Raw genomic sequence first — 25,297 nt, forward strand, 5'->3', positions numbered from 1 at the left:
GAGGCTTTTTGCGCCTCTTCTTCTATTTTATGGTTGTACGGTATCTCCTTCCCAGTCCAGTATACCACCAAGTAGATTGTAGGCATTTTCAATTCCTAATTCGTTCATTATCTGACATGCTTTGGCGCTTCTAGCACCAGAACGGCAGTACACATAATAATTTTTGTTTTTATCTAATTCTTCAATTTCATAAATAAAAGCCTGACCTTTATTGATATCAATGTTTAAAGCATTTTCAATATAGCCATCATTAAATTCGTCTTCAGTTCTTACATCAAGTATAACTGCATTTTCGTCAGCGTTTAACTGAGCAACCCAATCTTCTTGTGATAAATTCATAGTAATATGTGTTTTTGTAAAATTACGACGTTTCTATTTATAAAAAACGTACCAAATGCGATTTCGATTATTATTCTCAGAAAACGTTTTAGAGAAAGGATTATAATCAGTGATTTACAAATTTAGTTACTATTTTTAAAAATTCACTCTACAAAATCGATAGAAAATTAGGATTTATTCATTTGCATAAAATACAACTCAAATACTAATTCCTGACAATTTATACCGCATGAATCTATTATCTTTGTAAAAAATTATAATTTTTAATTCGATTTTGATAAAATTATTCGCCACGAATTACACTAATTCCCACGAATTAAATTTTAAAAACAAGCTTGCTAAAAGCAAATTTTAAAACATTTGGAAACACAAATTATTTTTTAGAATATCGAAAAAACATTCTTTATAAATGTAAAAATAGAAGCCAAATCAATTTGTGTAAATTAGTGCAATTTGTGGCAAAAAAATAAACTCATACATGCAAACTTCATTAAAAACCATCTTTCCAAATTTCTCCAACGAACTTATTGCTACGATCGAAGAAAACGGGAGCCAGCAAAATTTTGAGGCCGGAACTATTTTAATGCGTACTGGGCAATACATTAAAAATACGGTTTTGATTCTAAACGGTAAAATCAAAATTTACCGCGAAGGCGAAGATGGAGGCGAATTTTTAATGTATTATTTACAACCCGGACAAGCCTGCGCCATTTCGATGATTTGCACCGCCAAAAGCGAAAAAAGCCAAATCATGGCCAAAGTTGTTGAAGATGTTACCGTTATGATGATTCCACTACAATTAATGGACAAATGGATGATGGAACACAGATCGTGGTATGAATTTGTAATTGAAACCTATAGAAGCCGTTTTGAAGAAGTTTTAGAAGTCGTTGATAATATCGCTTTTAGATCAATGGACGAACGTTTGGAGTTTTATTTAAAAAGGCATTCTGATGCTTGTGGTTGTTCTGAAGTCAAACTTTCACATCAAGAAATCGCAAGTGAACTCAATACTTCACGAGAAGTTGTTTCCCGATTATTAAAAAAAATGGAACAACGCGGTTTAGTAAAACTCAACCGAAACCAGATTGAACTTTTGAAATAAAGTTTTTCCGCCACGAATTCACGAATTTCAATGTTATTTTTGTTGTCGCTAATTTCACAAATTTTTATTCGCAAAGATTTTAAAAAAAATTCGTGAATTCGTGGCGGAAAAAAAACAAAAAATCCCTTCTGTGATAAATGTTACTGTAGAATTCTAATTTCCGAAGCAACTTTGCATCAAAATAAATACAATGGAATATTTAGGCTATTTTGCTTCAATCATTATCGGGATTTCGCTGGGACTCATTGGTGGTGGCGGTTCTATTTTGACTATTCCTATTTTGGTGTATTTATTTAAGGTAAATCCAGAACAGGCAACTTCTTACTCTTTATTTATTGTTGGATTGACTGCACTTTCTGGAAGTTACAGCCATTATAAAATGGGGAATCTGAAATTAAAATCGGCGTTGTATTTTGCGATTCCTTCTGTTATTTCGATTTTGATTATCCGCGAAGTTATTTTTCCACAAATTGCTTCTACTTTATTCTCCGTAGCTTCTTATTCGGTTTCAAAAGATTTTCTGATTATGATTGTCTTTTCAGTCTTAATGATAACGGCGGCCATTTCAATGATTCGAAAAAACTTAACTGAAGCAATAGATACCGAAACCAATTATCTTCAATTAAGTATCATTGGTTTCATTGTTGGAATAATAACAGGTTTTTTGGGTGCTGGTGGCGGATTTTTGATTATTCCGGCTTTATTGTTTTTTGCCAAATTGCCAATGAAACAAGCCGTTGGAACTTCTTTATTGATTATTACAATCAATTCCTCAATAGGTTTTGCGGGCGATTTATACATTGGAACTCCCATAAATTATCCGTTTTTATTAAGTGTTTCTGGAATGGCACTTCTCGGAATGTTGATTGGAAGCCAACTTTCTAAAAAAATCGATGGAGCAAAACTGAAGCCTCTTTTTGGTTGGTTTGTTCTCGTTATGGGATTTTATATTATTGCAAAAGAAGTCTTATTCTAGAATTTACAGCATCGCACGAACCTGGTAAATTTGTGTAGATTTTTAAATATTTCCAATTTAGTTCACTTGTAAAAGTAATCTTTGTCAAAGTTTTAAACTTTGACAAAGATGAAAACTACTGAAACTTATTCTAAAACATCAAAACCTTTAGTTTTATTGCTGTAAACAAAGAGTTTATCCGAAATTATATGTTGCCATGTTTCACTTTTTACAGTACGCATATAATCATAGAGTTTAAACAAATTAGCCTGATCTTTGCTTCCTGTAACATAGATCTTAGTTGGATGAATAATTGTTATAACAGGATCCCCCGTTACTGGCATATATTCCGTTTCCCACATATTCATTAAAATCAAACTAGCTGTATATTTTGCTTTCGATACTGCATAGAAACCTTCATCTCCAGTAACAGTTACATCCCAATCAGCGCCAAAGTTTTCTATGGCCTTATCCTTTAAATCCTCTACTGAGTAATTTAATTTGATCATATCTTGTTGTCTAATAAAGTATATCGAATTTTCTCTGTCTTCTACATAAAAAATCAGCAATTCTTCATTATACTTCTCATAAATAATTTTCTCAAAATCATGTTCAGTTTCTGAAGCGCTTTTTAAAAATTCCTTATTCCTGATCATTGGAAATATTTTCGAAGGCTCTACAGAAGTTCCTATATGCATATGTGTATCATAAGTCACCCCAAGATACGTATCGATAATCTTGTCTATTAATTGAGGATGTTTTGTATATTCATCATAACATGTAAAATATTTATAAGTAATAGTTTGACCTTTATATTCAGAAACTATTATTAAACTCTCTTTCGAAACAATTTTTATATCCTTGATTCTTTCAATAAGCTTTTTTATAATCAGTTCGGTAAATTCATTTCGTGACAGTAATCCGTCTGCATTACTCCCATTTTCTTCAAAAACTTCAAATCTATCATACTCATTTAGTAAGAATAACTTATCCGAAATAATAGGATGTCCGTCATCCTTTATTTTATTTATAATTTCACGAAGCTTAGAAAGATTTTTTTTATCCTCACTCCCCGTAATAAAAAATGTATCTCTTGCTGGAAGTGCTACAACAATATTTCCTGAAACCGAAAAATTGTTTCTAATCAATAAATCTAAAAGTATAAAACTTGATTCATACAGACCGCCCACAACAATTGAATGAAGTCCCTCATCATTACGAGTTCCAAGATTAGGTAGATTGGCGAGATTGTTAGCCGCTTTTATAGTTAGTTCTTCTATTGAAAGACCTAAATCTACTAAATCACTTTTTTGAAGTGGGTAAAATTTACCTTCACGTTCTTCTACGAAAAAAACAGCTAATTCATAATTAATTTGACGATAAACGACATTTTTCATGACTGGTTTACCTTCAATACGATCTTTTATAAATTGCATATTTTCTATGCGCGGAAGAATTTTTTCAGCATCAACTTTTGTTGATTCCATGAGAGCCTGAACATTCGATTTTATTTTTGCATAAATTTCATCAAGTGAATCAGTATTCTCTATATATTTTTCATATTCCGTGTCGAAGCTAAAAGTTTTTCTATTATTATCATATGTCATAAGTAGTAATCCATTAGTTTGGGGAATTACTTCTAGACCATGAATACTTAAAGGCAATTTTTCCTTAATCATCTCAAGAAATTCTTGCTCTGTCAATACTTTCTTTTTCTTTTTAAAAAACATCTTTTTATACTTTTGATTTTTTACTATTTCTGATTGTCTGAAACTTTTGAGAAGGAATTGGATTTTTTTAATTCTCTTCAGATCCAATCAATTTAAACTCTAATTTACCTGAGTCATTAAATTTATAACTGTAAATGCTTTTTCCCTCAACATGGCCATCTTCATAAAAAGCAATTAAAAATTTACTCCCTAAAAGCTGTACATCACCATAAGACATTTCCCCTCCTAATGTCCCTTTCATCGGAATTAAATCAGTTCTTTTTTTTAATTCACTTATTATGAATTTTTCTGGATCTGCGATTCCTTTCTTTTTAAAATCGGCATTATCAAACTCTTCGTCATACCAAATATTTCGATCCTGTAAAACAACTATAGCTTCTTGTGCAATCTCAAGCTTTCGTTTAAGTGAATCATTCTTTTTCTGTAATGTTTCATTTTCATTATTTGGAAGGCCTTTATCTCGATCCAAATTCTGTTTATTACAACTTAAAACTAAAAAACAGATGGTAATTAGAATTGCTTTTTTCATAGTTCGATGAGTATTTTCCAATTGCCTCCAACTTTAGCTGGAGAAAACCAAATATAGATAAAAAAGGCTTTAGCCAAACTTTACATTTTTGGCTAAAGCCTAATTCACATTCAAACAAAAAACCTCCAGTTGAAACTGGAGGCTATTTATATCATTGTTATAAAAATTTCGATTTGTTTTACTTTTTCCAAGTATCGAGTATTTCTTTGGTATCCAATATAATTTTTTCATTATTTCTGTAGACCCTAAAAAATGTCTCGCCTTCTTTCTTTACAATCGAATCACCAATTTTTATTCGTGACCAAAACTGACCAAAAACGGCAAACTTAGTTTCATTATTTAAATATATCATTGAAGCATTGTGATTATATTTTTCAAAAGCCTTATCGATAACTATACCTTGAAATTTTTCTTCTTTAATGTTTCTTAATGAACTATTATATCTTTCTTCATCTGTATCGAATATAAATGACCTAACAACAAAAAAAATCGCAAATATAATGACCATAATATTTACAATCTTTTTCAATTGTTTATTTGACAACTTAAAACCTTCTTTTTTCATTTGTAATTAAATAAAACCCGCAATCTCAATTTCCAATTGCCTCCAACTTTAGCTGGAGAAAACCAAATATAGATAAAAAAGGCTTTAGCCGAGCTTTACATTTTTGGCTAAAGCCTAATTCACATTCAAACAAAAAACCTCCAGTTGAAACTGGAGGCAATTGATAATTTTATTTTTCTAATAAATTTTCGCTAAGCCATATAGAATCATTCGCTTTTGTTGTGTAATTCCATAATATCTCTCTATCAATTTCATTTGACACAAAAAGTTTCCCATTTTCAATCTTCCATTTTTCGTCATAATATTTTAAAACATGAATAACATTCTTAACATGTTCTTGAGTCAATAATTCTGGTACATCCATAAGATGATCTTGTTGAAATACAATTGGTATATATTCTTTATAGTTATTTTCCAAAATACGTTCTGTCCAAACTTCTTTCTGTTTATTTTTAATTCGTATAGGATCAAAATAATATATATTCAGAAGAAATATTCCCGCAACTAGTAAAAAAAGAATTCCAATAATTTTTTTCATAAATACTATATTTCAATTTGTCTACTTCGCGAAATTAGCAACAAAAATCAATGTTCCCCATACCCAATATCATCCATTTTCCCACTGAAAACGCGATACTGAATAATAAAATAAATAATCACGAGAAACAAAGCCACAAAAAACCAACTCAAACCAGCGTTTAATCCGTATTCGTGAGCTGCCGTGTTATAAATCGTTAATGACGGATTTACTTTATTAGTTGAAGGCAAAACATTCGGGAAAATTGAAACTGCTGTCGAGGCGAATCCTCCGACTAAAAACAAAGTCGAAAACAAAAATCCATGACCATCTTTTTTGAAAGAGCGAACTTTGAATAATCCAGCAATTCCAACAAAAGTCATTAAAGGAAAAAACCACAAAATCGGATTTTCAATAAAATTATGAAACGGTTTTGGCTCGATAAAATGCCAGATTTGCAAGGAAATAAAAACCAAAACAAGCAAAACAATATTCAATGCAAAAACAACATTTTTCAACTTCGGATTCAAAGCCGAATTTGTTTTATAAATAATCCAATTTGCTCCGTGAATCGTTAAAGCGACAACACTCACAATCCCTAAGAAAAGTGTAAACCAATCGATAATTCCCAATTCATTTGCTTGCGGACTAAAAGTTGGATTCCACAATGGCAAAAAGAAAAAATGAGGTTCCTGTGTCGAAACTCCGTTTTGAACCATTCCGAGATTGACACCACGAACAATATTCCCCAAAGCAATTCCGAAGAAAAGAGCCAAAAGCAAACTTGCAATTCCGAACGCTTTATCCCAAATTGCTTCCCACATGTGATTGTGCACCTGTCCGCGCATTTCCAATCCGATGGCGCGAAAAATCAAAAGCCATAAAATCATAATCAAAGGCAGGTAAAAGCCACTGAAAGAAGACGCATATAAAGTCGGGAAAGCAAAAAACAAAACACCTCCTGCCGCAATCAACCAAACTTCATTGGCATCCCAAAAAGGGCCAATCGAATTTGTGATTGCTTTTTTATCTTTTTCTGTATCGGCAAAAAATAAATGAATAATTCCTGCGCCAAAATCATAGCCGTCTAAAACCAAATAAACAGCCAAAATTCCCATTAAAACTATATACCAAAAAAATTCCATACCTATATTTTTTCTGTTGAAAGTTCCACATGATGCGGTCCTTTATTGATAATTTTCCCAACTAAAAGCAAAAACAACATTCCGAGTAAAAGGTATAAACCGATAAATCCAAGTAATGTGAATAATGTATTTCCTGATGAAACTGTTGGTGAAGCTCCAGCTCCAGTTCGCATTAAATTGTAAACTAGCCAAGGTTGCCTTCCTAATTCGGCCGTGTACCAGCCTGTTGTATTTGCGATATATGGAAATGGCATCATAAACATCAACGACCATAAAAGCCATTTGGTTTCGAATAATTTCCCTCTTATTAATTGAAAAAGCGAAAGCACCATTAATCCAATAAAAACAGTTCCGAGACCGACCATTATATGATAAGCATAATACAATCCCGAAATGTTCGTTGGATGCAAATCTTCTTCAAACTGATCTAAACCTTGAATTTCCTGATTCCAATTTCCATAAGTCAGAAAACTCAAAATATTTGGAACAGCGATTTTGTTATCTAGTTTTTTATCTTTTACATCGGGCTGGCCAATTAAAACAATTTCAGAACCTTTTTGCTCGGTATGAAAAATCCCTTCCATTCCGGCAAAAGTTACAGGTTGGTATTTCACTACATTTTTAGCCAATAAATCTCCAGTAGGAACGGCAACAAAAATGCTTGAAATCAATCCGAAGATTACTCCCGTTTTTAAGAATAATTTCCCGAAAGAAACATTCTTTCTGCTTAAAATATAGAAAGCGCCAATTCCAGCTACAACAAAAGAACTTGTTACCAATGAAGCCGCTTGATTGTGCAAATAAGAAGGCCAAAGCCAAGGATTTAAAAATAAAGCTTGAAAATTATTGAGAACAAATTTTCCGTTTTCTAAGATTTCGTAACCAACTGGATTTTGCATCCAAGAATGTGTCGCGATGATCAAAAATCCGCTGGCCCAGGAACCAATCATAATTAATAATCCGGTTACAAAATGCCATTTATGTCCAAGAAGCTTTTCTCCAAATAAAAAGATTCCTAAGAAAGAGGATTCTAAAAAGAAAGAAAACATTCCTTCCATGGCGAGCGTTTGCCCAATAATTCCGCCTGTTAATTCGGAGAACTTTGCCCAGTTGGTTCCAAACTGAAACTCCATTGGGATTCCTGTTACTACGCCCATTGCAAAATTCAGAGCGAAGATTTTCATCCAGAAATGGGTGGCGTGATTGTATTGTTCGTTGTTAGTTTTTAGATATTTCCACTTGAAGTAAACAATGATGAGCGAAAGACCCATGGTAAGTTGTGGAAAAAGATAATGAAAAGTAATCGTGAAAGCGAATTGCATTCGGTCGTAAAAGAGCATTTCTTCCATAAGTGGTATTTGTTTTATGAAGTTCAACAAATTTAACCATTAGAACCCGAATTGCCTCTTAAAACAACAGTTTCTTTTTAAAATTTTAAACCATATAAGTTATATAAGTAAATATAATTTTTGCGTAAAACTAAAATGAACTTATATAACTTATATGGTGAAATTTTATTTCTCCAAAATCCCTTTTTCTACACTATCGTTAATCAAACCTTCAGCGTAATTCCATATTGATTTTGAACCTTCTTTTATGACACTTTTCTTTTCGTACACTTTATCATATTTCACTCCAAATTCTTTCCAAGTTCCACCGTTATTAGAAGTATTCTGTAATAAAGGTTCTAAGCGATCCATTGATTTTGCGAATTTAGCTTCATTGGTTTCTCCTGCTTCAAATTCTTCCCAAATTGCAATGAATTCTTCGGCTTGATTTTCTGGAAGCAATCCAAAGATTCTATTTGCTGCCAAACGTTCTTCATCTGTATTTGAATGATTTTTCACAGTATCATAAATAAAAACATCTCCAGCATCAATTTCTACGATATCGTGTATCAAAACCATTTTTACAACTTTCAAAACATCAATTGGTTCATTTGAATGTTCTGCTAGAACAATAGCCATTAAAGCCAAATGCCAACTGTGTTCTGCGTCATTTTCGCATCGGTCACTGTTGAATAATTTGGTCTTGCGCTGAATGTATTTTACCTTATCAATTTCTTTTATAAAAGCAATTTGATCTAATAAGTGTTGTGTGTTCATGATAGTTATTTTTGGAAAAATGTAAAATTACAAAGATTTTTTTCTACCATATAAGTGATATAAGTAATTATAAGCTAGAGTCTATCATATTGCTCAAATTAAAGTAAATATAAGTAGACCCGAATCTAAAATGAACTTATATCACTTATATGGTTAAACTACCAATTGTTTTTATAAAAAAACCGAATTTCTGTAACATTAGTCACCTATTTTATTAAAAAACAAAGTTACCTTTGTGTTCCATTATTTTTACAATAGAATCATGAAAATAGAGCAAATTTACACCGGATGCCTTGCGCAAGGTGCATATTATATAACATCTGACAGAGAAGCTGTTATCATCGATCCGCTTAGAGAAATTCAGCCTTATCTGGATCGTTTAGAACGTGACGGAGTGAAGCTGAAATACATTTTTGAAACCCATTTCCACGCCGATTTCGTTTCTGGACATGTGGATTTAAGCAAAGAAACTGGCGCACCAATTGTTTACGGACCAAATGCTGCTTGCGAATTTGACTGTATTTCTGCGAAAGACGGACAGGAATTCAAAATCGGGAAAGTAACTATTAAAGTTTTGCATACTCCTGGACATACTATGGAAAGCAGTACTTTTTTGTTAATTGACGAAAACGGAAAAGATCACGCGATTTTCTCTGGAGACACTTTATTCATTGGAGATGTTGGCCGTCCTGATTTAGCTCAAAAAGCAGCTGGAATGACACAAGATCAATTGGCTGGAATTTTATTTCATTCCTTAAGAGATAAAATCATGACTTTGGCTGATGATGTAATCGTTTATCCGGCGCATGGTGCAGGAAGTGCTTGCGGAAAAAACATGAGCAAAGAAACGGTTTCAACAATCGGAAATCAAAAAGCAACAAACTACGCTTTGCGTGCGAATATGACTGAAGAAGAATTCATCAAAGAAGTAACTGACGGATTATTGCCTCCTCCAGCCTATTTCAGTATGAACGTTGCCATGAACAAACAAGGTTATGAAAGCTTTGAAACTGTTTTACACAACGGAATGAAAGCAATAAACGCAAAAGAATTTGAAGCGATTGCAGAAGAAACTGGCGCTTTAATTCTAGACACTAGAAGTGCTGCTGATTTCAGTAAAGGATTTATTCCGCAGTCTATTAATATTGGAATCAATGGTGATTTTGCTCCGTGGGTAGGAACTTTAATTGCTGATGTAAAACAACCAATTATTTTAGTTACGGCAGTTGGTATGGAAGAAGAAACTGTAACACGTTTGAGCCGTGTCGGTTTTGATACTATCGTTGGACATTTGGAAGGCGGTTTTGAAGCTTGGCAAAATGCAGGTTTTGAAATTGATACCGTAAACAGGATTACAGCGGAACAATTTGCCAATGAATTTAAATTTGGCGAAGATAAAGTTGTGGACATTCGTAAAGAAACAGAGTACGAAGCAGAACATATTGATGAAGCTTACAGTAAGCCTTTAGCCTATATTAATGATTGGGTAAAAGATATTAATCCTAACGAACATTTCTTTTTGCATTGTGCTGGAGGTTACAGAAGTATGATTGCAGCTTCTATTCTTCAAGCAAGAGGTTTCAGAAATTTCTCTGAAGTGGAAGGCGGTTTTGGAGCGATTTCAAAAACAAATGTTCCAAAATCAGATTTTGTTTGTCAGAGCAAGGTTTTGAAAGCATAACATTAAACATAAATTTTTTCCACCATATAAGTGATATAAGTTCATTTTAGCTTGAGCGCAATCTAAACCTTATATTTTCCTTAATTAAGTCATATAAGCATGCCCGAACTTATAATTACTTATATCACTTATATGGTTTAAAAAACTAATTAAACAAATATGAATATATTAGAAATCATTAAAGAACCTTGGCCTTGGTACGTTGCAGGTCCGTTAATTGGATTAACTGTTCCAATTTTATTAATTATAGGGAATAAATCTTTCGGGATTAGTTCTTCTCTTCGTCATATTTGTGCGGCTTGTATTCCTGCGAATATTTCGTTTTTTAAATACGACTGGAAAAAAGAAAGCTGGAATTTATTCTTTGTACTTGGAATATTTATAGGTGGATTTCTTGCAGCACATTTTCTGTCCAATCCAAATCCGGTAGAAATTGCTCCTGAATTATCAGATAAATTGGCCACTTATGGAATAACAGATCATAGCGGTTTAGTTCCTGCGCAATTATTTTCTTGGGAAAGTTTATTGACGCTTCGCGGATTCATTATGATTGTTGTTGGCGGATTCTTAGTTGGTTTCGGAACTCGTTACGCAGGCGGATGTACCAGCGGACACGCAATTATGGGATTATCTAACCTTCAATGGCCTTCATTAGTAGCCACAATCTGTTTTATGATTGGCGGTTTTGTAATGGCACTTTTGATTTTACCTTATATTCTTTCACTTTAAAATTTTAAAAATGAGTTTAGAAAATAAAAATATCGACGGCGAAGGAATTAATGCAAGCGAGAAAAAAGAAACTGCAATAGGAAACCTTAAATATTTAATTGTTGGAATCCTTTTCGGAATTGTATTCGTGAAAGCCGAAATCATCAGCTGGTTTCGTATTCAAGAAATGTTCAATCTGCAATCATTTCATATGTACGGCGTAATTGGATGCGCTGTTGTAGTTGGCGTAATATCAGTATTTCTGATCAAAAAGTTCGACATCAAAACGCTTGACGGTGAAAAAATCGAAATCCAACCAAAGACTTTCAACAAGGGACAAATTTATGGCGGATTGCTATTCGGTTTTGGATGGGCAATTACAGGAGCTTGTCCTGGTCCGCTTTTCGCTCAAATTGGTACGGGCGCGACGGTAATTGTTGTGACTTTATTAAGTGCCATTGCTGGAACTTGGTTTTATGGTTTAATTAAAGATAAGCTTCCTCATTAAAATGATTTAACCGCAAAGCACACAAAGATATACGCAAAGTTCGCAAAGTTTTATTTACAAAGCTTTGCGAACTTTGTGCTTTATAAAGGCCTAAATGCAATGAACTTTGCGTGCTTTGCGGTTAAAGATTTTTCTTCATCGATTTTTAATTTCATTTTGTTAAGTTTGCTTTTAACAGCACTTCCGCAAAAAACAAATCGTAAAAGCCAACATGAATCGCTCTGAACAATTATCCAAACTACAAAATACCGAAAAATGGGACGTAATAATTATTGGTGGAGGCGCGAGCGGACTTGGAACAGCTGTTGATGCAGCAAGCCGAGGTTACAAAACAATCTTATTTGAAGCAGTAGATTTTGCAAAAGGAACTTCCAGCAGAAGCACCAAATTGGTTCATGGCGGCGTACGTTATTTAGAACAAGGAAATGTGCATTTGGTAAGAGAAGCATTAAAAGAAAGAGGATTACTGGCTCAAAATGCTGGCCACTTAGTCAAAAACCAATCTTTTGTTATTCCGAATTACCATTGGCTAAGCGGTTATATTTATACTATCGGATTAAAAATTTACGATTTATTATCGGGTTGTCTCAGTTTAGGAAGTTCGCAATATCTTTCCAAAAAGAAGACCATTGAATTGCTCCCTAATGTAGAAGAAAACGGATTGGTAAATGGTGTTATTTATCATGATGGTCAATTTGATGATTCTCGATTAGCTATAAATCTTGCTCAAACTGCTGTCGAAAATGGAGCTTGTGTTTTAAATTATGTAAAAGTTGTCAATTTATTAAAAGACGATAAAAATCAAATTATCGGCGTTCATGCCATCGATCAGGAAACTGGAACTATTTACGACATAAAAGGTTCTGTGGTAATAAACGCAACAGGAGTTTTTACAAATGCGATCATGAAGCTAAACGATAAAGTGTATCAAAAATATATCGTTCCTAGTCAGGGAATTCATTTGGTTTTTGACAAATCTTTTCTTCCAGGAGAAAATGCTTTAATGATTCCGAAAACAAAAGACGGAAGAGTTTTATTTGCCGTTCCGTGGCACAATCGGGTTGTCGTGGGAACAACAGATACACTAATTAAAAAACAAAGTCTGGAGCCTATTGCATTAGAAAGCGAAATTCAATTTGTTTTAGAAACCGCACAACGATTCTTGGCAAAAAAACCAACAAGAGCAGATGTTTTATCGGTTTTTGCAGGATTGCGTCCGTTGGCGGCGCCGAAAGAAGAAGGCAAAAGCACCAAAGAAGTTTCTAGAAGCCATAAAATAATCGTTTCAGAAACGGGTTTAATAACCATCACGGGAGGAAAATGGACAACCTACAGAAAAATTGCTGAAGACATTATAGACAAAGCAATCAAAACAGGAAAATTACCTCATAAAGAATGCGCTACAAAACATCTTTCCATCCATGGAAACCAACCAACGAATGCTGCAGACAGAGAAAATCACCTTTATATATATGGTTCTGATATTTCGAAAATAATTGAACTGCAAGAAAGCGAACCAGAATTAAAAGAAAAACTGCATCCTGATCACGAATTTACAATGGCAGAAGTGGTTTGGGCCATTCGTTATGAAATGGCCAGAACAATTGATGATATTTTAGCGAGACGAGTTCGTTTATTATTCTTAGATGCGAGAGCCGCAATTGAAGTTTCTGAAAAAACAGCCCGAGTAATTGCGAAAGAATTAGGCAATGATGAAAATTGGATTATTAAAGAAATTGCAGAGTTTAAATCAATTTCTAAAGGTTTTTTCCTCTCAGAATTCAGATAAACTTTTGTAATTAACTCAAAAACAGTACAATTTTCAAGCTTCGCTTCTATTTACATTCAGAAACTTGTCTTACAAAAATGATCTTGAAGTGAAAAAGCAAATCAAAATACATTTTGGATTAATTTTAAGTTAAATATCAAAATATCAATCAGTTAAAAATAAAAATTGTTCTAATTTTGATCTCACCAAAAGACATTATTTTACAATGTGTTGCCTGCCTTTTTTCATATTAACAAAAAATTAACACAACATTTGTATATACAACTATTAAAAGCTATACATTTGTATATACAAATTATACACTTACGACTATGACAATTGAAGAGGTTATTAAGAGTACAGTTAAGATGGATAATGCGAAAAAAGTTATTCTGAATATCATGTACACACAAAATGTGATTCAGGATCATTTCAACGAGTTAATTAAACCGTATGATTTATCCGGAGAGCAATATAATGTACTGCGCATATTAAGAGGACAAAAAGGAAATCCAGCTAATATGTGTGTGATACAAGAACGTATGTTGGCCAAAACCAGCAACACAACCCGATTAGTGGACAAATTATTGCTGAAAGAATTCGTAACAAGAAATGTCTGTCCAGACAATCGACGAAAAATTGAGGTTTTGATTACACAAAAAGGATTAGATGTTTTAAAAGAATTAGACCCGAAGGTAGATGAGCACGAGCGCCTATTTGCCCAGAATATAAGCCCAGAAGAATTAGAATTATTAAACAATTTATTAGAAAAATACCGAACCCAACAAAATTAAATATTATGAGTACATTATTAGATAGTCTACAGTGGAGATATGCTACAAAAAAATTTGATGCAACGAAAAAAATCTCAGACGCAGATTTAAACACATTGAAAGAAGCTGTTAGATTAGCTGCTTCATCATACGGATTACAACCTTACAAAGTAATTATTGTAGAAAATCCAGAAATTAGAGAAAAATTAAAAGCAGCTGCTTACGGACAAACTCAAGTTACAGATGCTTCTCACTTATTCATTTTTGCAAATGATTTAAATGCTGGACCAGAATCTGTTGCAGCTTACATCAAAAACATTAGCGAAACAAGAGGTGTTCCTGCTGAAGCATTAGGCGGATTTGCAGATATGATGAACGGAGTAATTTCAAGTTTATCTCAAGATGCTAAAAATACTTGGACTTCAAAACAAACTTACATCGCTTTAGGAACTTTACTTGCTGCTGCAGCCGAATTAAAAATCGATGCTACACCAATGGAAGGTTTCAATCCAGCGCAATTCAATGAAATCCTTGGTTTTGATAAATTAGGCTTAAACGCTGCTGTTATTGCAACTATTGGTTACAGACATGATGAGGACGACGCTCAACATTACAAAAAAGTTAGAAAATCACAAGAAGAATTATTTATCACTCTATAATTATTATTAATCCAAATTCAATTTTAACAACATGAAAAATTTAAAAACAATCGCAATTGCATTATTCGTAGCAGTAGCTGGAATCTCAGTAAACGCTCAAACTAAAAAAATCGACGTAAAAGCATCTTCTATCAAATGGGTAGGTAAAAAAGTAACTGGAGAGCACTCTGGAACTGTAAACTTCAAAGAAGGAGCTGTAGTTTTCAAAGGAAAAAAATTAGTTGGAGGAAGCTTCACAGTTGATATGACTTCATTAACTTCTACAGATTTAACTGGAGAATACCAAGGGAAATTAAACGGTCACTTAAAAGCTGACGATTTCTTTGGAACTGATAAATTCCCAACTTCAAAATTAGTTTTCAAAACTATCGGTGCAAAATCTGCTGACGTTTATACTGTAACTGCTGATTTGACTATCAAAGGAATCACTAAACCTGTAACTTTTGACATCACTGTAAAAGGAAACACTGCTACAACTGCATTTAAAGTTGACAGAACTAAATATGACATTAAATACGGTTCAGGAAGCTTCTTCGAAGGTTTAGGAGACAAAACGATCAACGACGAATTTGAATTAGCTGTAGCTTTAAAATTCTAATTTTTAGACTTACTAATTCATATACATAAAATTAAAAACCTGAATGAAAGTTCAGGTTTTTTTATGTCTTAAAATAAAACTTTTAACCTAATTAACTCTTTTTGAAATACATATATCAAAACAACGAAAAAAAATGTTAAATTTGATAAACGCATCGAGTGAATAATTCAAACTAATCGAAACTAATAAAATATACTCTATGTCAAATTTTGCATTTCTATTCCTAAACGCTATAAAGAAATACAAAACTATTAGTTTCAGACTTTTTTTAATTGTATCGCTCTTCCTATCTCCTATTTCAGGTATTTCTCAAAATACAAAAACAAAATTAGATTCGATAGTTAAAGAATTAGGAATTAAAGACAAAGCTTCTCTCATTTTACTTAAAGACAAAGCCGAAAGCGAAAAAAAATTGCGAGAGGAAGAATACCTGAATTATCAAAAAGTACAAAAACAAAATAAACTGTTCAACCTAATTGAATTTGAAATTCAGAATGCAAAATTTCTTTTAACAAAAGGATTCAATTACAAAGATGTCGCCGGCGAAATACATCAATTAAAAGATTGGGAAGAATTTGCAATTAAAGGAATTGATGGAAAAAAAATTAGAGTTTTGACAGATCAAAATCTTAGTTCGACGTCCATTCTGCTTGACGAATTATTAAAACGTTCCACTGATCGTTTACAAAAAATCAGTCTTGAAAACCACCAACTCAGCCGAACACAAGAAAAAATCGATTCTCTCGTGGCTCAAAAAAACCTCTATTATGTCCCAACGGATTCTGTTTCAAGAGAAATTTACCGTCTTCAATCAGAAAGAACAAGTACAGATGTTACACTGATTTCCGAAAGATTAAAAAATGCTGTTGACAGTATTCAAACATTGGAAATTATGGGGGATCGATTAAAATACAAAATCGAATCGGATATAATTGAAAATGATCGGTTGAGAAAATTAGAACTCGATCAATTATTCACCAAAAAAGTGCCTGTTTTTGAGCGCCTACAGATGGATATAAATCCATTTGCGACTTCTATCAGAACAAATTATTTGGTAATGCATTTTTATTTGATAAATAATAAAAATTCAATCCTTACCATGTTGCTTTTGATCATTGGAACCGCAATTTACTTCCGATTACAAAAAGGAAAATTTTTACACCTAGGATTTAAAAAAGAATTGTTAGTAGACATCAACATCTTAAACAGTCCTATTGCTGCCGCATTTTTGGTCGTATCCAATATCTATCAATTTGTGCTTCCAATGCCACCGCTTATTTTCTCCATAATTCTTTGGACCGCTTCTACTATTTCATTGACCATAATGATACAGCATACGCTTCGAAAATTTGTATGGAATATCACGATTTTTATTTTTGTTCTTAATCTCTTAGCCTTTTTTGATATTATAATCTTAATTCATTTCGTAGGAGAGTCTTTTTTAATTCTAGTAATAAATATTCTTGGTATCGCTATTGGCATTTACTCATTTATAAATAGAGCCCAAGTTCGGCGAAAAGTCTATTTGTGGTACATTGTTGCGGGAGCTATTCTTCAATTTTTTTCATTCTATTATTTGGTCAACGGTCATTATAATTTAGGAAAATTTCTAATGACAAGAGCTGTTTACTCCATAATAGTTATTTTTTCTCTTTACTATGCGTTAGTTATTGTTAAGGAAATCAATTTGGTTGCCAAAATTTTAAAAACAATCGACGAAGATAGCCCGAAAAAGCCTTTAAAGGGGAGTTCGCATAAATTTAGATTTGGTTTTTATGTACTGCTTTTTGTTTCCTGTTTTTTATTAATGGTTAGAAACACTTTTACGTTCCAAAACATTCTTGATCCTTTCAAAAATGCGATTTCAGAGACAAGAACTATTGGAAACATTTCTTTTACATTTGAAAATATTATTCTCTTCATTTTTATTATTTTATTATCTAGTTTCATTTCAAAAGTCGTTTCCTTTTTAGCTGCCGACAATCAGGTTATTAAAAATAAAGACCGAGCTAAAACCATTGGAAGTTGGATGTTTCTGTCCCGAATTACCATTGTCACGCTTGGGGTTTTGGCAGCATTTGCTTCGACTGGAATTCCATTAGACAGAATAACGTTAATTATAAGCGCGCTGGGAGTCGGAATCGGTTTTGGCATGCAAAGCCTCGTTAACAACTTGATAAGCGGATTAATTATTGCTTTTGAAAAACCAGTAAATCTGAATGATATTATTGAAGTAGGTACGCAATCCGGAAAAATGAAATCAATCGGTATTCGAAGCAGTGTTGTTACAACTTATGACGGAGCTGATGTTGTGATTCCGAATGGAGATTTATTAAATCAGAATTTAACCAATTGGACTTTAGGAAGTAATCATCGACGATCACAAATCCGATTTGGAGTCGCTTATGGAACTGACTTAGAATTGACAAAAAAAATACTTTACGAAATCCTGACAAAGAATAAAAATATACTAATGAAACCGAAACCCTCAATCTGGTTTACTCAGTTTGGAGACAATTCGATTGATTTGGTAGTGATGTATTGGATCAAGCATTTCGACTTTGACTATGAAGTTAAAAGCCAATTGATTATGGCTATCGACAAAACATTAAAAGAAAACAAAATTGTCATACCATTTGCACAGCAAGATATCCATATTATAAAAGACATAGAACCTGAAAATTAATTCTTTAAGCTAAATAAAATACAATTTTCTTTCCAAAAACATAACGTTCTTAATACTAAAGTAACGCTTTCATAATAACTATAACCGAATTGATTAACATTCGGACTCTAATTTTGAGCAAATTAAAAATCAAAAACTAGAAATTTAAATTATAGTTATGAAAACAAAACTACAAATTGTTGCTCTTGCCCTTTTGAGCAATTTTTTTCTACAAGCACAACAAGCAACAAAAGGAATAATTGGAACTAGCAATTGGATGAACAATTGGACCAATTTTAAACCTGCTGCCAACGAATATAATGAAGCAACCAATATAATTGCAGGAACAATCGATAAAGACATGAAATTATTAAAACGCAATACCTATCAATTAGTTGGTGTTGTGTATGTTACTAATAATGCAACTTTAACTATTGAACCTGGAACTGTTATTCGTGGCGACGACAAAACTTGTGGAACTCTGGTAATTACAAATGGCGCCAAAATTATGGCGGAAGGCATAGAAACCGATCCAATTGTCTTTACATCAAACAAAGAAAAAACAGAAAGAAAACCAGGAGACTGGGGTGGAATCATCATTTTAGGGAAAGCGCCAATCAACAATTTAGGCGGACTTCACACTTTGCCATTTGATTTAGAACCAATGCTTAACCACTACGGAGGACAAGATGCTGAAGATAATTCTGGAATCCTTAAATACGTTAGAATCGAATATGCAGGAAGAAAGTTAAGCTCTCTAAAAGAATTAAACGGACTTTCTTTAGCTGGTGTTGGAAGAAAAACAGTTTTAAACAATATTCAAATCAGCTTTTCAAATGACGACTCTTTTGAATGTTATGGTGGCGACTTGAATTTGAGCAATTTAATTTCGTACCGAACTACTGATGACGATTTTGATTTTACACAAGGAGCACAAATCAACATCAGCAATAGTATCGCCATTCGTCACCCATTTTCATCAGATATTTCAGGATCAAGATGTTTTGAAGTCGATTCATACGACAAAATCGGAAACACAGATATGTCTAAAAAAATGACAAAAATTAATGCTTCAAACATTACTTTAATCAATTTGGAAGAAAATAATCAAGGATTAGTTCGTGAATCTGTTTATGTTCGCGAAAACACATACTTTAGTTTAACAAATAGCATTGTTTCAGGTTTTACACCATTTGTTTTATTGGAGGGAAATATTGGAAACGGAAATGAAAATCTTTCAAAAATCACTTTCAAAAATATCATTGCAAACAATTGCAACGGAGGTATTACAAGTGAATCTTCAGCAAGCAATTCTGTAATTGAAAGTTTTTATAATGCACAAAATGCGGGTATAGAATATACAAAAATGAAAAATACAGAGTTATTTACAATGCCAAACATTAAAGGAAGTCCAGATTTTAGAGCGAACGTAAACAACACGTTAGCTATTGGAAACTAAGGCTTTATTGCATTTTTAAATTTTAAAATTTAACAAAATTTCAATTTTTGAAAAGTTTTTTTTGAGATTTTATGTCTTTTAATTCAAATTACATTTATATCTTTGCCATATCAAAATAAAGAAATGAAAACATTAATGAACAATACTTGGTGGTGGAAGAATTTACGTCAAACGTCGTGAACGAAGCTTCCTATGGTATTTTCAAAACTATAAATTTAAAGGGCTTGTCATCACGACAAGCCCTTTTTTTTTGATCCAAAATCTAGCTAAAAACATATTAAAAACTAAAAAACAACATACTTTGAAACCGTTTATTCTTAATACACATTACAAGCAAATTCTGGCAGACACGATTACGCCAGTGAGCATTTATTTTAAAATTAGAGACAAATTCCCGAATAGTTTATTATTAGAAAGTAGTGATTATCATGGAAATGACAACAGTTTTTCATACATCTGCTGCAACCCGATTGCAACGATTAAAATTGAAAACGAAGTAATCACAAAGACTTTCCCTGATGGAACTTCGGAGCAAACTAAAATCGATGCGTCAACAAATATTCCAGAAGTAATTCAGGATTTTTCAAATCAGTTTAAATCGGAAAAAAACGATTTTAAATTCATAAACAATGGTTTATTCGGATACATTTCTTACGATGCCGTTCGTTATTTCGAGAAAGTTTCGATTGCAAAAAAAGACGACGCAACTTCAATTCCTGATGTATTTTATGCGGTTTACCAAAACATCATCGCGATCAACCACTTTAAAAACGAAGCCTATATTTTCTGCCACAGCGTAGACGGAAGAAATAACATTTCTGAAATCGAGCAATTATTGCAATCAAGAAATATCGCTTTGTACAAATTCACTAAAGAAGGCGAAGGTTTCTCAAACTTAACTGACGAAGAATTCAAGCATAATGTGGCTTTGGCAAAAAAACATTGTTTTAGAGGAGATGTTTTCCAATTGGTTTTATCTCGTCGTTTTACACAAGGTTTTAAAGGTGATGAATTCAACGTTTATCGCGCTTTAAGAAGCATCAATCCTTCTCCATATTTATTCTTTTTTGATTACGGAGATTTCAAAATATTCGGTTCTTCGCCTGAAGCACAAATTATTGTAAAAAACAGAAAAGCTGAAATTCATCCCATCGCAGGAACTTTCAAAAGAACTGGAAATGATGAACGTGACGCGCTTTTGGCCAAAGAACTTTCGGAAGATAAAAAAGAAAACAGCGAACACGTGATGTTGGTTGACTTGGCAAGAAATGATTTAAGCCGAAATGGTCACGATGTAAATGTGGAAAAATACAGAGAAGTTCAGTTTTTCTCTCACGTAATTCACTTGGTTTCAAAAGTTACGGGACATTTACACGATAAAGCGACAACGATGCAAGTCGTTGCCGATACTTTCCCTGCAGGAACTTTAAGCGGTGCTCCAAAACATAGAGCGATGCAATTGATTGAGGATTACGAAAAAACAAATCGTAATTTCTACGGAGGCGCAATTGGCGTAATGGATTTTGACGGAAACTTTAACCACGCCATTATGATCAGAACTTTCCTTTCGAAAAATCATCAATTGCATTGCCAAGCCGGCGCCGGAATCGTGGCAAGTTCTGATGAAGAAAGCGAAATGCAGGAAGTTTATAATAAATTAAGAGCATTAAACACAGCGCTAGAAATGGCGGAAAATATTTAGTTTTCTTTGTTTCAGGTTTAAAGTTTCAAGTTGTTAGAACGTCAAACCTGAAACTTGAAACCTGAAACTTGAAACCTGAAACTTGAAACCTTAAAAACAATTAACCACAAACCATAAAAAACCCATGAAAAAAGCAGTATCAATTTTAATTTTAATCATTACGATCACATCTTGTAATTCTGAGAAAAAGCACAATCCTATTGAAGGAACCTGGCGCCTAATATCAGCTGAAACGACAGAGAAAGATTCGACTTTTTCGACTTTCAATCCAAAAACAAAAATGATTAAAATTATCAATGAAACGCATTTCGCTTTTTTCAATCATGATTTAACTAACGGAAAAGATTCAACAAATGCAGTATTTTTTGGCGGAGGCGGAAAATACACTTTGAAAGACAGTACATACACTGAAAATCTGGAGTTTTTCAACAACAGACAATGGGAAAATGAAAAATTTGAATTTACTGTTAACGTTAAAAATGACACATTGATTCAAAAAGGAATCGAAAAAGTAGAAAAATTAGGAATCAACCGAATCATTACTGAAAAGTACGTTCGAGAAAAATAATAAAAATTAGTTGCCAGTCGCAGTCGCAGTTTTCAGTTATTGAAAAAACTTAGAACCTCAGACCCTTAGCAACTTAGAACCTTAAGAAAAAAATGAAAAAGATTTTAGTTATAGACAATTACGATAGCTTCACTTATAATTTAGTGCACTATTTAGAAGATTTGAATTGCGAAGTAACCGTTTACAGAAACGACGAATTCGAAATTGATGAAATCGCTTCTTTCGAAAAAATATTGCTTTCGCCAGGCCCTGGAATTCCAGATGAAGCTGGCTTATTAAAAGCAGTAATCGAAAAATACAGTCCGACGAAAAGTATTCTTGGCGTTTGTTTAGGGCAACAAGCAATTGGAGAAGTTTTTGGCGGAACGCTTTCAAACCTTGATAAAGTATATCACGGCGTTGCAACAAATGTAAAAACAGTAGTTTCAGACGAAATTTTGTTTGAAGGTTTAGGAAACGAATTTGAAGTAGGAAGATACCATTCATGGGTTGTCGATGCGAATTTACCAGAAGATTTAGAAGCAACTTCGGTTGACGAAAACGGACAAATCATGTCTTTACGCCACAAAAACTATGATGTAAGAGGCGTTCAATTTCATCCAGAAAGTGTTTTGACTCCAAACGGAAAAAGGATTTTAGAGAATTGGATTAAAAGCTAGTATTCAGTCTCAGTTTACAGTCACAGTAAAAAACTTAGAACCTTAGTATCTCAGCATCTTAGAACCTTAAAAATGGAAATAACAATTTTAGAAACCCGAGAAATCAACATTGACGACATTTTAGTTTTGTATAAAGCAAATGAATGGAGTTCGGCGAGCAAACCAAACGAACTTTACAATGGCCTTTTAAATTCTGAAACCTTAGTAACCGCTTGGGAAGGAAAAAAAACTAGTCGGACTTGGGAATGCAATTTCTGATGGATTCTTGACGGTTTATTATCCGCATTTATTGGTGCTTCCGGAATATCAAGGAAAAGGAATCGGGAAATTGATTTTGGACCGAATGCAGGAAAAATACAAACATTTTCACATGCAAATGCTTACTGCAGACGGAAAATCAGTTGACTTTTATAAAAAAAATGGTTTTGAAAGAGCAGGAAAAACAGAACCTATGTGGATTTATCAAGGGAATGAACATTGAAAAAGTTTCATGTTTCATGTTTCATGTTTCATGTTTCAAGTTTGCGCAATTCAATTAACCTGAAACTTGAAACAAATAAAAAACAAAAACCTTAGCATCTTAGAACCTTAGCAACTTAGAATCTTTAAAAAAATGAAAACAATATTAAACAAATTAATCAACCACGAAGTGCTTTCAAAAGAAGAAGCGAAAAACGTATTGATTAATATTTCAAGCGGTCAATACAACCCAAGCCAGATTTCGGCATTTTTGACTGTTTTTATGATGCGAAGCATTACCATTGATGAACTTTCGGGCTTTCGCGAAGCTTTATTAGACCTTTGCATTCGCGTTGATTTATCAGCTTACAATACCATCGATTTATGTGGAACTGGTGGTGACGGAAAAGATACTTTCAACATTTCGACTTTAGCTTCGTTTGTAGCAGCAGGAGCCGGAATAAAAGTTGCCAAACATGGAAATTACGGCGTTTCATCAATTTCTGGATCGAGTAACGTAATGGAACAAATGGGAATTAAATTCAGCAACGATCCCCATTTCTTGGAAAAATGTATCGATCAAGCAGGAATCTGCATTTTGCATGCTCCCCTATTTCACCCAGCAATGAAACATGTTGGACCAATCAGAAAAGAATTAACGGTAAAAACGTTCTTTAATATGTTGGGGCCAATGGTAAATCCAGCGTTTCCACAAAATCAATTGGTTGGTGTTTTCAACTTAGAATTGGCTAGAATGTATGCTTATTTATACCAAAACACCAATGTAAATTTCACCATCCTTCATTCGCTTGACGGTTATGACGAAATCTCGTTGACTGGACCAACAAAAATCATTACCAGCCGTATGGAAGGCATGATAAAACCAGAAGATTTTGGCGTTCGTCTTTTATCACAAACTGAAATCGAAGGCGGAAAAACTATTGAAGAATCAGCAGAAATGTTTACCAATATTATTTCAGGAAAAGGAAATGAAGCTCAAAACAATGTAGTACTTGCCAATGCTGCAATGGCAATCGCAACGGTAAACAAGTGCTCACCACAAGAAGGTTTTGAACTTGCAAAAGAAAGCTTGTTTTCAGGAAAAGGATTGAAAGCATTAAATAAATTGAAAGAACTATCGGCTTAAAAACTTAGCACCTTAGTATCTTAGAATCTTAGCACCTAAAAAAATGAACATTTTAGATAAAATAATAATAGACAAAAAAAGAGAAGTTATTCTGAAGAAATCAATTATTCCGGTTTCGCAATTGGAAGCTTCAGTATTTTTTGGAAAACAAACTATTTCTCTAACTCAGAAATTAAAAGAAAGCAATTCAGGAATTATCGCCGAACACAAACGCCGTTCTCCTTCAAAATCAATTATCAATAATAATTTTACAGTTGAAGAAGTAGTTAAAGGCTATGAAAATGCAGGTGCTTGTGGGATTTCTGTTTTAACAGATGGAAAATATTTCGGTGGATCTTTAGACGATTTGCTTCTAGCAAGAGCTTCAGTAAATATTCCGCTTTTACGAAAAGAATTTATTGTAGACGAATACCAAATCTTAGAAGCAAAAGCACATGGAGCCGATTTAATTCTACTAATCGCAGCAGTTTTAACTCGTGAAGAAATCAAATCTTTATCTGAATTTGCTAAAAAATTAGGTTTAGAAGTTCTTTTAGAAGTTCACAATCAAGAAGAATTAGAAAAATCAATTATGCCAACTTTAGATATGATTGGCGTAAACAATAGAAACTTAAAAACATTCGAAGTTAGCTTGGATTTCAGTAAAGAATTGGCATCTCAAATTCCGAATGATTTTGTAAAAGTATCAGAAAGCGGCATTTCATCAATAGAAGCAATTCAAGAATTAAAACCTTACGGATACAAAGGATTCTTAATTGGAGAAAACTTCATGAAAACCGATAATGCCGGCGTAGCCGCCACAGAATTTATTAAACAATTATAAAAAAGTAGCCACGAATTTCACGAATTACACTAATTAAATTCGTGGAAATTAGTGCAATTCGTGGCAAAATATCAACACAAAGCTTTGCGGACTTTGCGTTTTTAAGCACAATCAAAAGCAAAAAAACCTT

General features: G+C 33.2%; 26 protein-coding genes. 18 read left to right on the plus strand and 8 right to left on the minus strand.

Translation table 11 applies throughout. The features are described 5' to 3' along the window. Positions 1-27 precede the first annotated feature (27 nt). Positions 28-339: a rhodanese-like domain-containing protein gene (locus tag AAYQ19_RS07775; RefSeq protein ID WP_026728137.1), complete on the minus strand. Its 312-nt coding sequence runs from the start codon at positions 337-339 to the stop codon at positions 28-30. Between the two features lie 478 nt (positions 340-817). On the opposite strand from AAYQ19_RS07775, the gene AAYQ19_RS07780 reads away from it, so the two are divergent. After that, a complete protein-coding gene (locus tag AAYQ19_RS07780) occupies positions 818-1,444 on the plus strand; it encodes a Crp/Fnr family transcriptional regulator (RefSeq protein WP_343535655.1) in 627 nt (208 codons plus the stop codon). Between the two features lie 190 nt (positions 1,445-1,634). Beyond that, entirely contained in the window at positions 1,635-2,420 is a 786-nt protein-coding gene (locus AAYQ19_RS07785) for a sulfite exporter TauE/SafE family protein (protein WP_343535657.1), read from the plus strand. Between the two features lie 125 nt (positions 2,421-2,545). Here AAYQ19_RS07785 and AAYQ19_RS07790 read toward each other — a convergent pair whose 3' ends face one another. The 7 genes from AAYQ19_RS07790 to AAYQ19_RS07820 form a co-directional block, all read right to left on the minus strand. Further along, positions 2,546-4,129 (minus strand): DUF1444 family protein, encoded by a 1,584-nt coding sequence (locus tag AAYQ19_RS07790; protein WP_343535659.1) that lies wholly within the window; start codon positions 4,127-4,129, stop codon positions 2,546-2,548. A 67-nt stretch (positions 4,130-4,196) separates the two neighbouring features. Then, the gene (locus AAYQ19_RS07795) at positions 4,197-4,658 is read right to left on the minus strand and encodes a hypothetical protein (RefSeq protein ID WP_343535660.1); all 462 of its coding nucleotides are present in this window, start codon (positions 4,656-4,658) and stop codon (positions 4,197-4,199) included. Positions 4,659-4,836: 178 nt separating this feature from the next. Then, positions 4,837-5,223: a hypothetical protein gene (locus AAYQ19_RS07800; protein WP_343535661.1), complete on the minus strand. Its 387-nt coding sequence runs from the start codon at positions 5,221-5,223 to the stop codon at positions 4,837-4,839. A 169-nt stretch (positions 5,224-5,392) separates the two neighbouring features. After that, a complete protein-coding gene (locus tag AAYQ19_RS07805) occupies positions 5,393-5,761 on the minus strand; it encodes a hypothetical protein (RefSeq protein WP_343535662.1) in 369 nt (122 codons plus the stop codon). Positions 5,762-5,808: 47 nt separating this feature from the next. Continuing rightward, complete coding sequence (gene cydB, locus AAYQ19_RS07810; protein ID WP_343535664.1) at positions 5,809-6,885, minus strand: cytochrome d ubiquinol oxidase subunit II; 1,077 nt, start codon at positions 6,883-6,885, stop codon at positions 5,809-5,811. A gap of 2 nt (positions 6,886-6,887) precedes the next feature. Further along, entirely contained in the window at positions 6,888-8,234 is a 1,347-nt protein-coding gene (locus AAYQ19_RS07815) for a cytochrome ubiquinol oxidase subunit I (protein WP_343535666.1), read from the minus strand. A 165-nt stretch (positions 8,235-8,399) separates the two neighbouring features. Next, positions 8,400-8,990: an HD domain-containing protein gene (locus AAYQ19_RS07820; protein WP_343535668.1), complete on the minus strand. Its 591-nt coding sequence runs from the start codon at positions 8,988-8,990 to the stop codon at positions 8,400-8,402. A 262-nt stretch (positions 8,991-9,252) separates the two neighbouring features. Here AAYQ19_RS07820 and AAYQ19_RS07825 point away from each other — a divergent pair, with 262 nt between their 5' ends. From AAYQ19_RS07825 to trpC, 16 genes are all read left to right on the plus strand, one after another. After that, complete coding sequence (locus tag AAYQ19_RS07825; protein WP_343535670.1) at positions 9,253-10,671, plus strand: MBL fold metallo-hydrolase; 1,419 nt, start codon at positions 9,253-9,255, stop codon at positions 10,669-10,671. Between the two features lie 165 nt (positions 10,672-10,836). Next, positions 10,837-11,400, plus strand: a complete 564-nt coding sequence (locus AAYQ19_RS07830; RefSeq protein ID WP_343535904.1) for a YeeE/YedE family protein — start codon at positions 10,837-10,839, stop codon at positions 11,398-11,400. A 10-nt stretch (positions 11,401-11,410) separates the two neighbouring features. Then, positions 11,411-11,887, plus strand: a complete 477-nt coding sequence (locus AAYQ19_RS07835; protein WP_343535672.1) for a DUF6691 family protein — start codon at positions 11,411-11,413, stop codon at positions 11,885-11,887. 211 nt (positions 11,888-12,098) lie between these two features. After that, on the plus strand, positions 12,099-13,676 hold the full coding sequence (locus AAYQ19_RS07840) for a glycerol-3-phosphate dehydrogenase/oxidase (protein ID WP_343535674.1): 1,578 nt from the start codon (positions 12,099-12,101) through the stop codon (positions 13,674-13,676). Positions 13,677-13,987: 311 nt separating this feature from the next. Then, entirely contained in the window at positions 13,988-14,449 is a 462-nt protein-coding gene (locus AAYQ19_RS07845; RefSeq protein ID WP_026728126.1) for a MarR family winged helix-turn-helix transcriptional regulator, read from the plus strand. 5 nt (positions 14,450-14,454) lie between these two features. Then, entirely contained in the window at positions 14,455-15,087 is a 633-nt protein-coding gene (locus AAYQ19_RS07850) for an NAD(P)H-dependent oxidoreductase (protein WP_343535676.1), read from the plus strand. A 31-nt stretch (positions 15,088-15,118) separates the two neighbouring features. Then, the gene (locus AAYQ19_RS07855) at positions 15,119-15,685 is read left to right on the plus strand and encodes a YceI family protein (protein WP_343535679.1); all 567 of its coding nucleotides are present in this window, start codon (positions 15,119-15,121) and stop codon (positions 15,683-15,685) included. A gap of 199 nt (positions 15,686-15,884) precedes the next feature. Next, entirely contained in the window at positions 15,885-18,371 is a 2,487-nt protein-coding gene (locus tag AAYQ19_RS07860; protein ID WP_343535681.1) for a mechanosensitive ion channel family protein, read from the plus strand. Between the two features lie 157 nt (positions 18,372-18,528). After that, positions 18,529-19,809 (plus strand): beta-helix domain-containing protein, encoded by a 1,281-nt coding sequence (locus AAYQ19_RS07865; protein ID WP_343535683.1) that lies wholly within the window; start codon positions 18,529-18,531, stop codon positions 19,807-19,809. Positions 19,810-20,110: 301 nt separating this feature from the next. After that, positions 20,111-21,511, plus strand: a complete 1,401-nt coding sequence (locus AAYQ19_RS07870; protein WP_343535685.1) for an anthranilate synthase component I family protein — start codon at positions 20,111-20,113, stop codon at positions 21,509-21,511. Between the two features lie 124 nt (positions 21,512-21,635). Then, entirely contained in the window at positions 21,636-22,079 is a 444-nt protein-coding gene (locus tag AAYQ19_RS07875) for a hypothetical protein (protein ID WP_343535687.1), read from the plus strand. A 92-nt stretch (positions 22,080-22,171) separates the two neighbouring features. Next, positions 22,172-22,738, plus strand: a complete 567-nt coding sequence (locus tag AAYQ19_RS07880) for an anthranilate synthase component II (RefSeq protein ID WP_026728118.1) — start codon at positions 22,172-22,174, stop codon at positions 22,736-22,738. 72 nt (positions 22,739-22,810) lie between these two features. Beyond that, complete coding sequence (locus tag AAYQ19_RS07885) at positions 22,811-22,996, plus strand: hypothetical protein (RefSeq protein ID WP_343535689.1); 186 nt, start codon at positions 22,811-22,813, stop codon at positions 22,994-22,996. Between the two features lie 7 nt (positions 22,997-23,003). After that, positions 23,004-23,219, plus strand: coding sequence for a GNAT family N-acetyltransferase (locus tag AAYQ19_RS07890; protein ID WP_343535691.1), 216 nt, complete (start codon positions 23,004-23,006; stop codon positions 23,217-23,219). 132 nt (positions 23,220-23,351) lie between these two features. Further along, a complete protein-coding gene (gene trpD / locus AAYQ19_RS07895; RefSeq protein WP_343535693.1) occupies positions 23,352-24,344 on the plus strand; it encodes an anthranilate phosphoribosyltransferase in 993 nt (330 codons plus the stop codon). A gap of 43 nt (positions 24,345-24,387) precedes the next feature. Beyond that, complete coding sequence (trpC, locus tag AAYQ19_RS07900) at positions 24,388-25,167, plus strand: indole-3-glycerol phosphate synthase TrpC (protein ID WP_343535695.1); 780 nt, start codon at positions 24,388-24,390, stop codon at positions 25,165-25,167. Positions 25,168-25,297: the final 130 nt, after the last annotated feature.

The sequence above is a fragment of the Flavobacterium mesophilum genome (assembly GCF_039581405.1).
In the GTDB taxonomy this organism is placed as follows: Bacteria; Bacteroidota; Bacteroidia; order Flavobacteriales; family Flavobacteriaceae; genus Flavobacterium.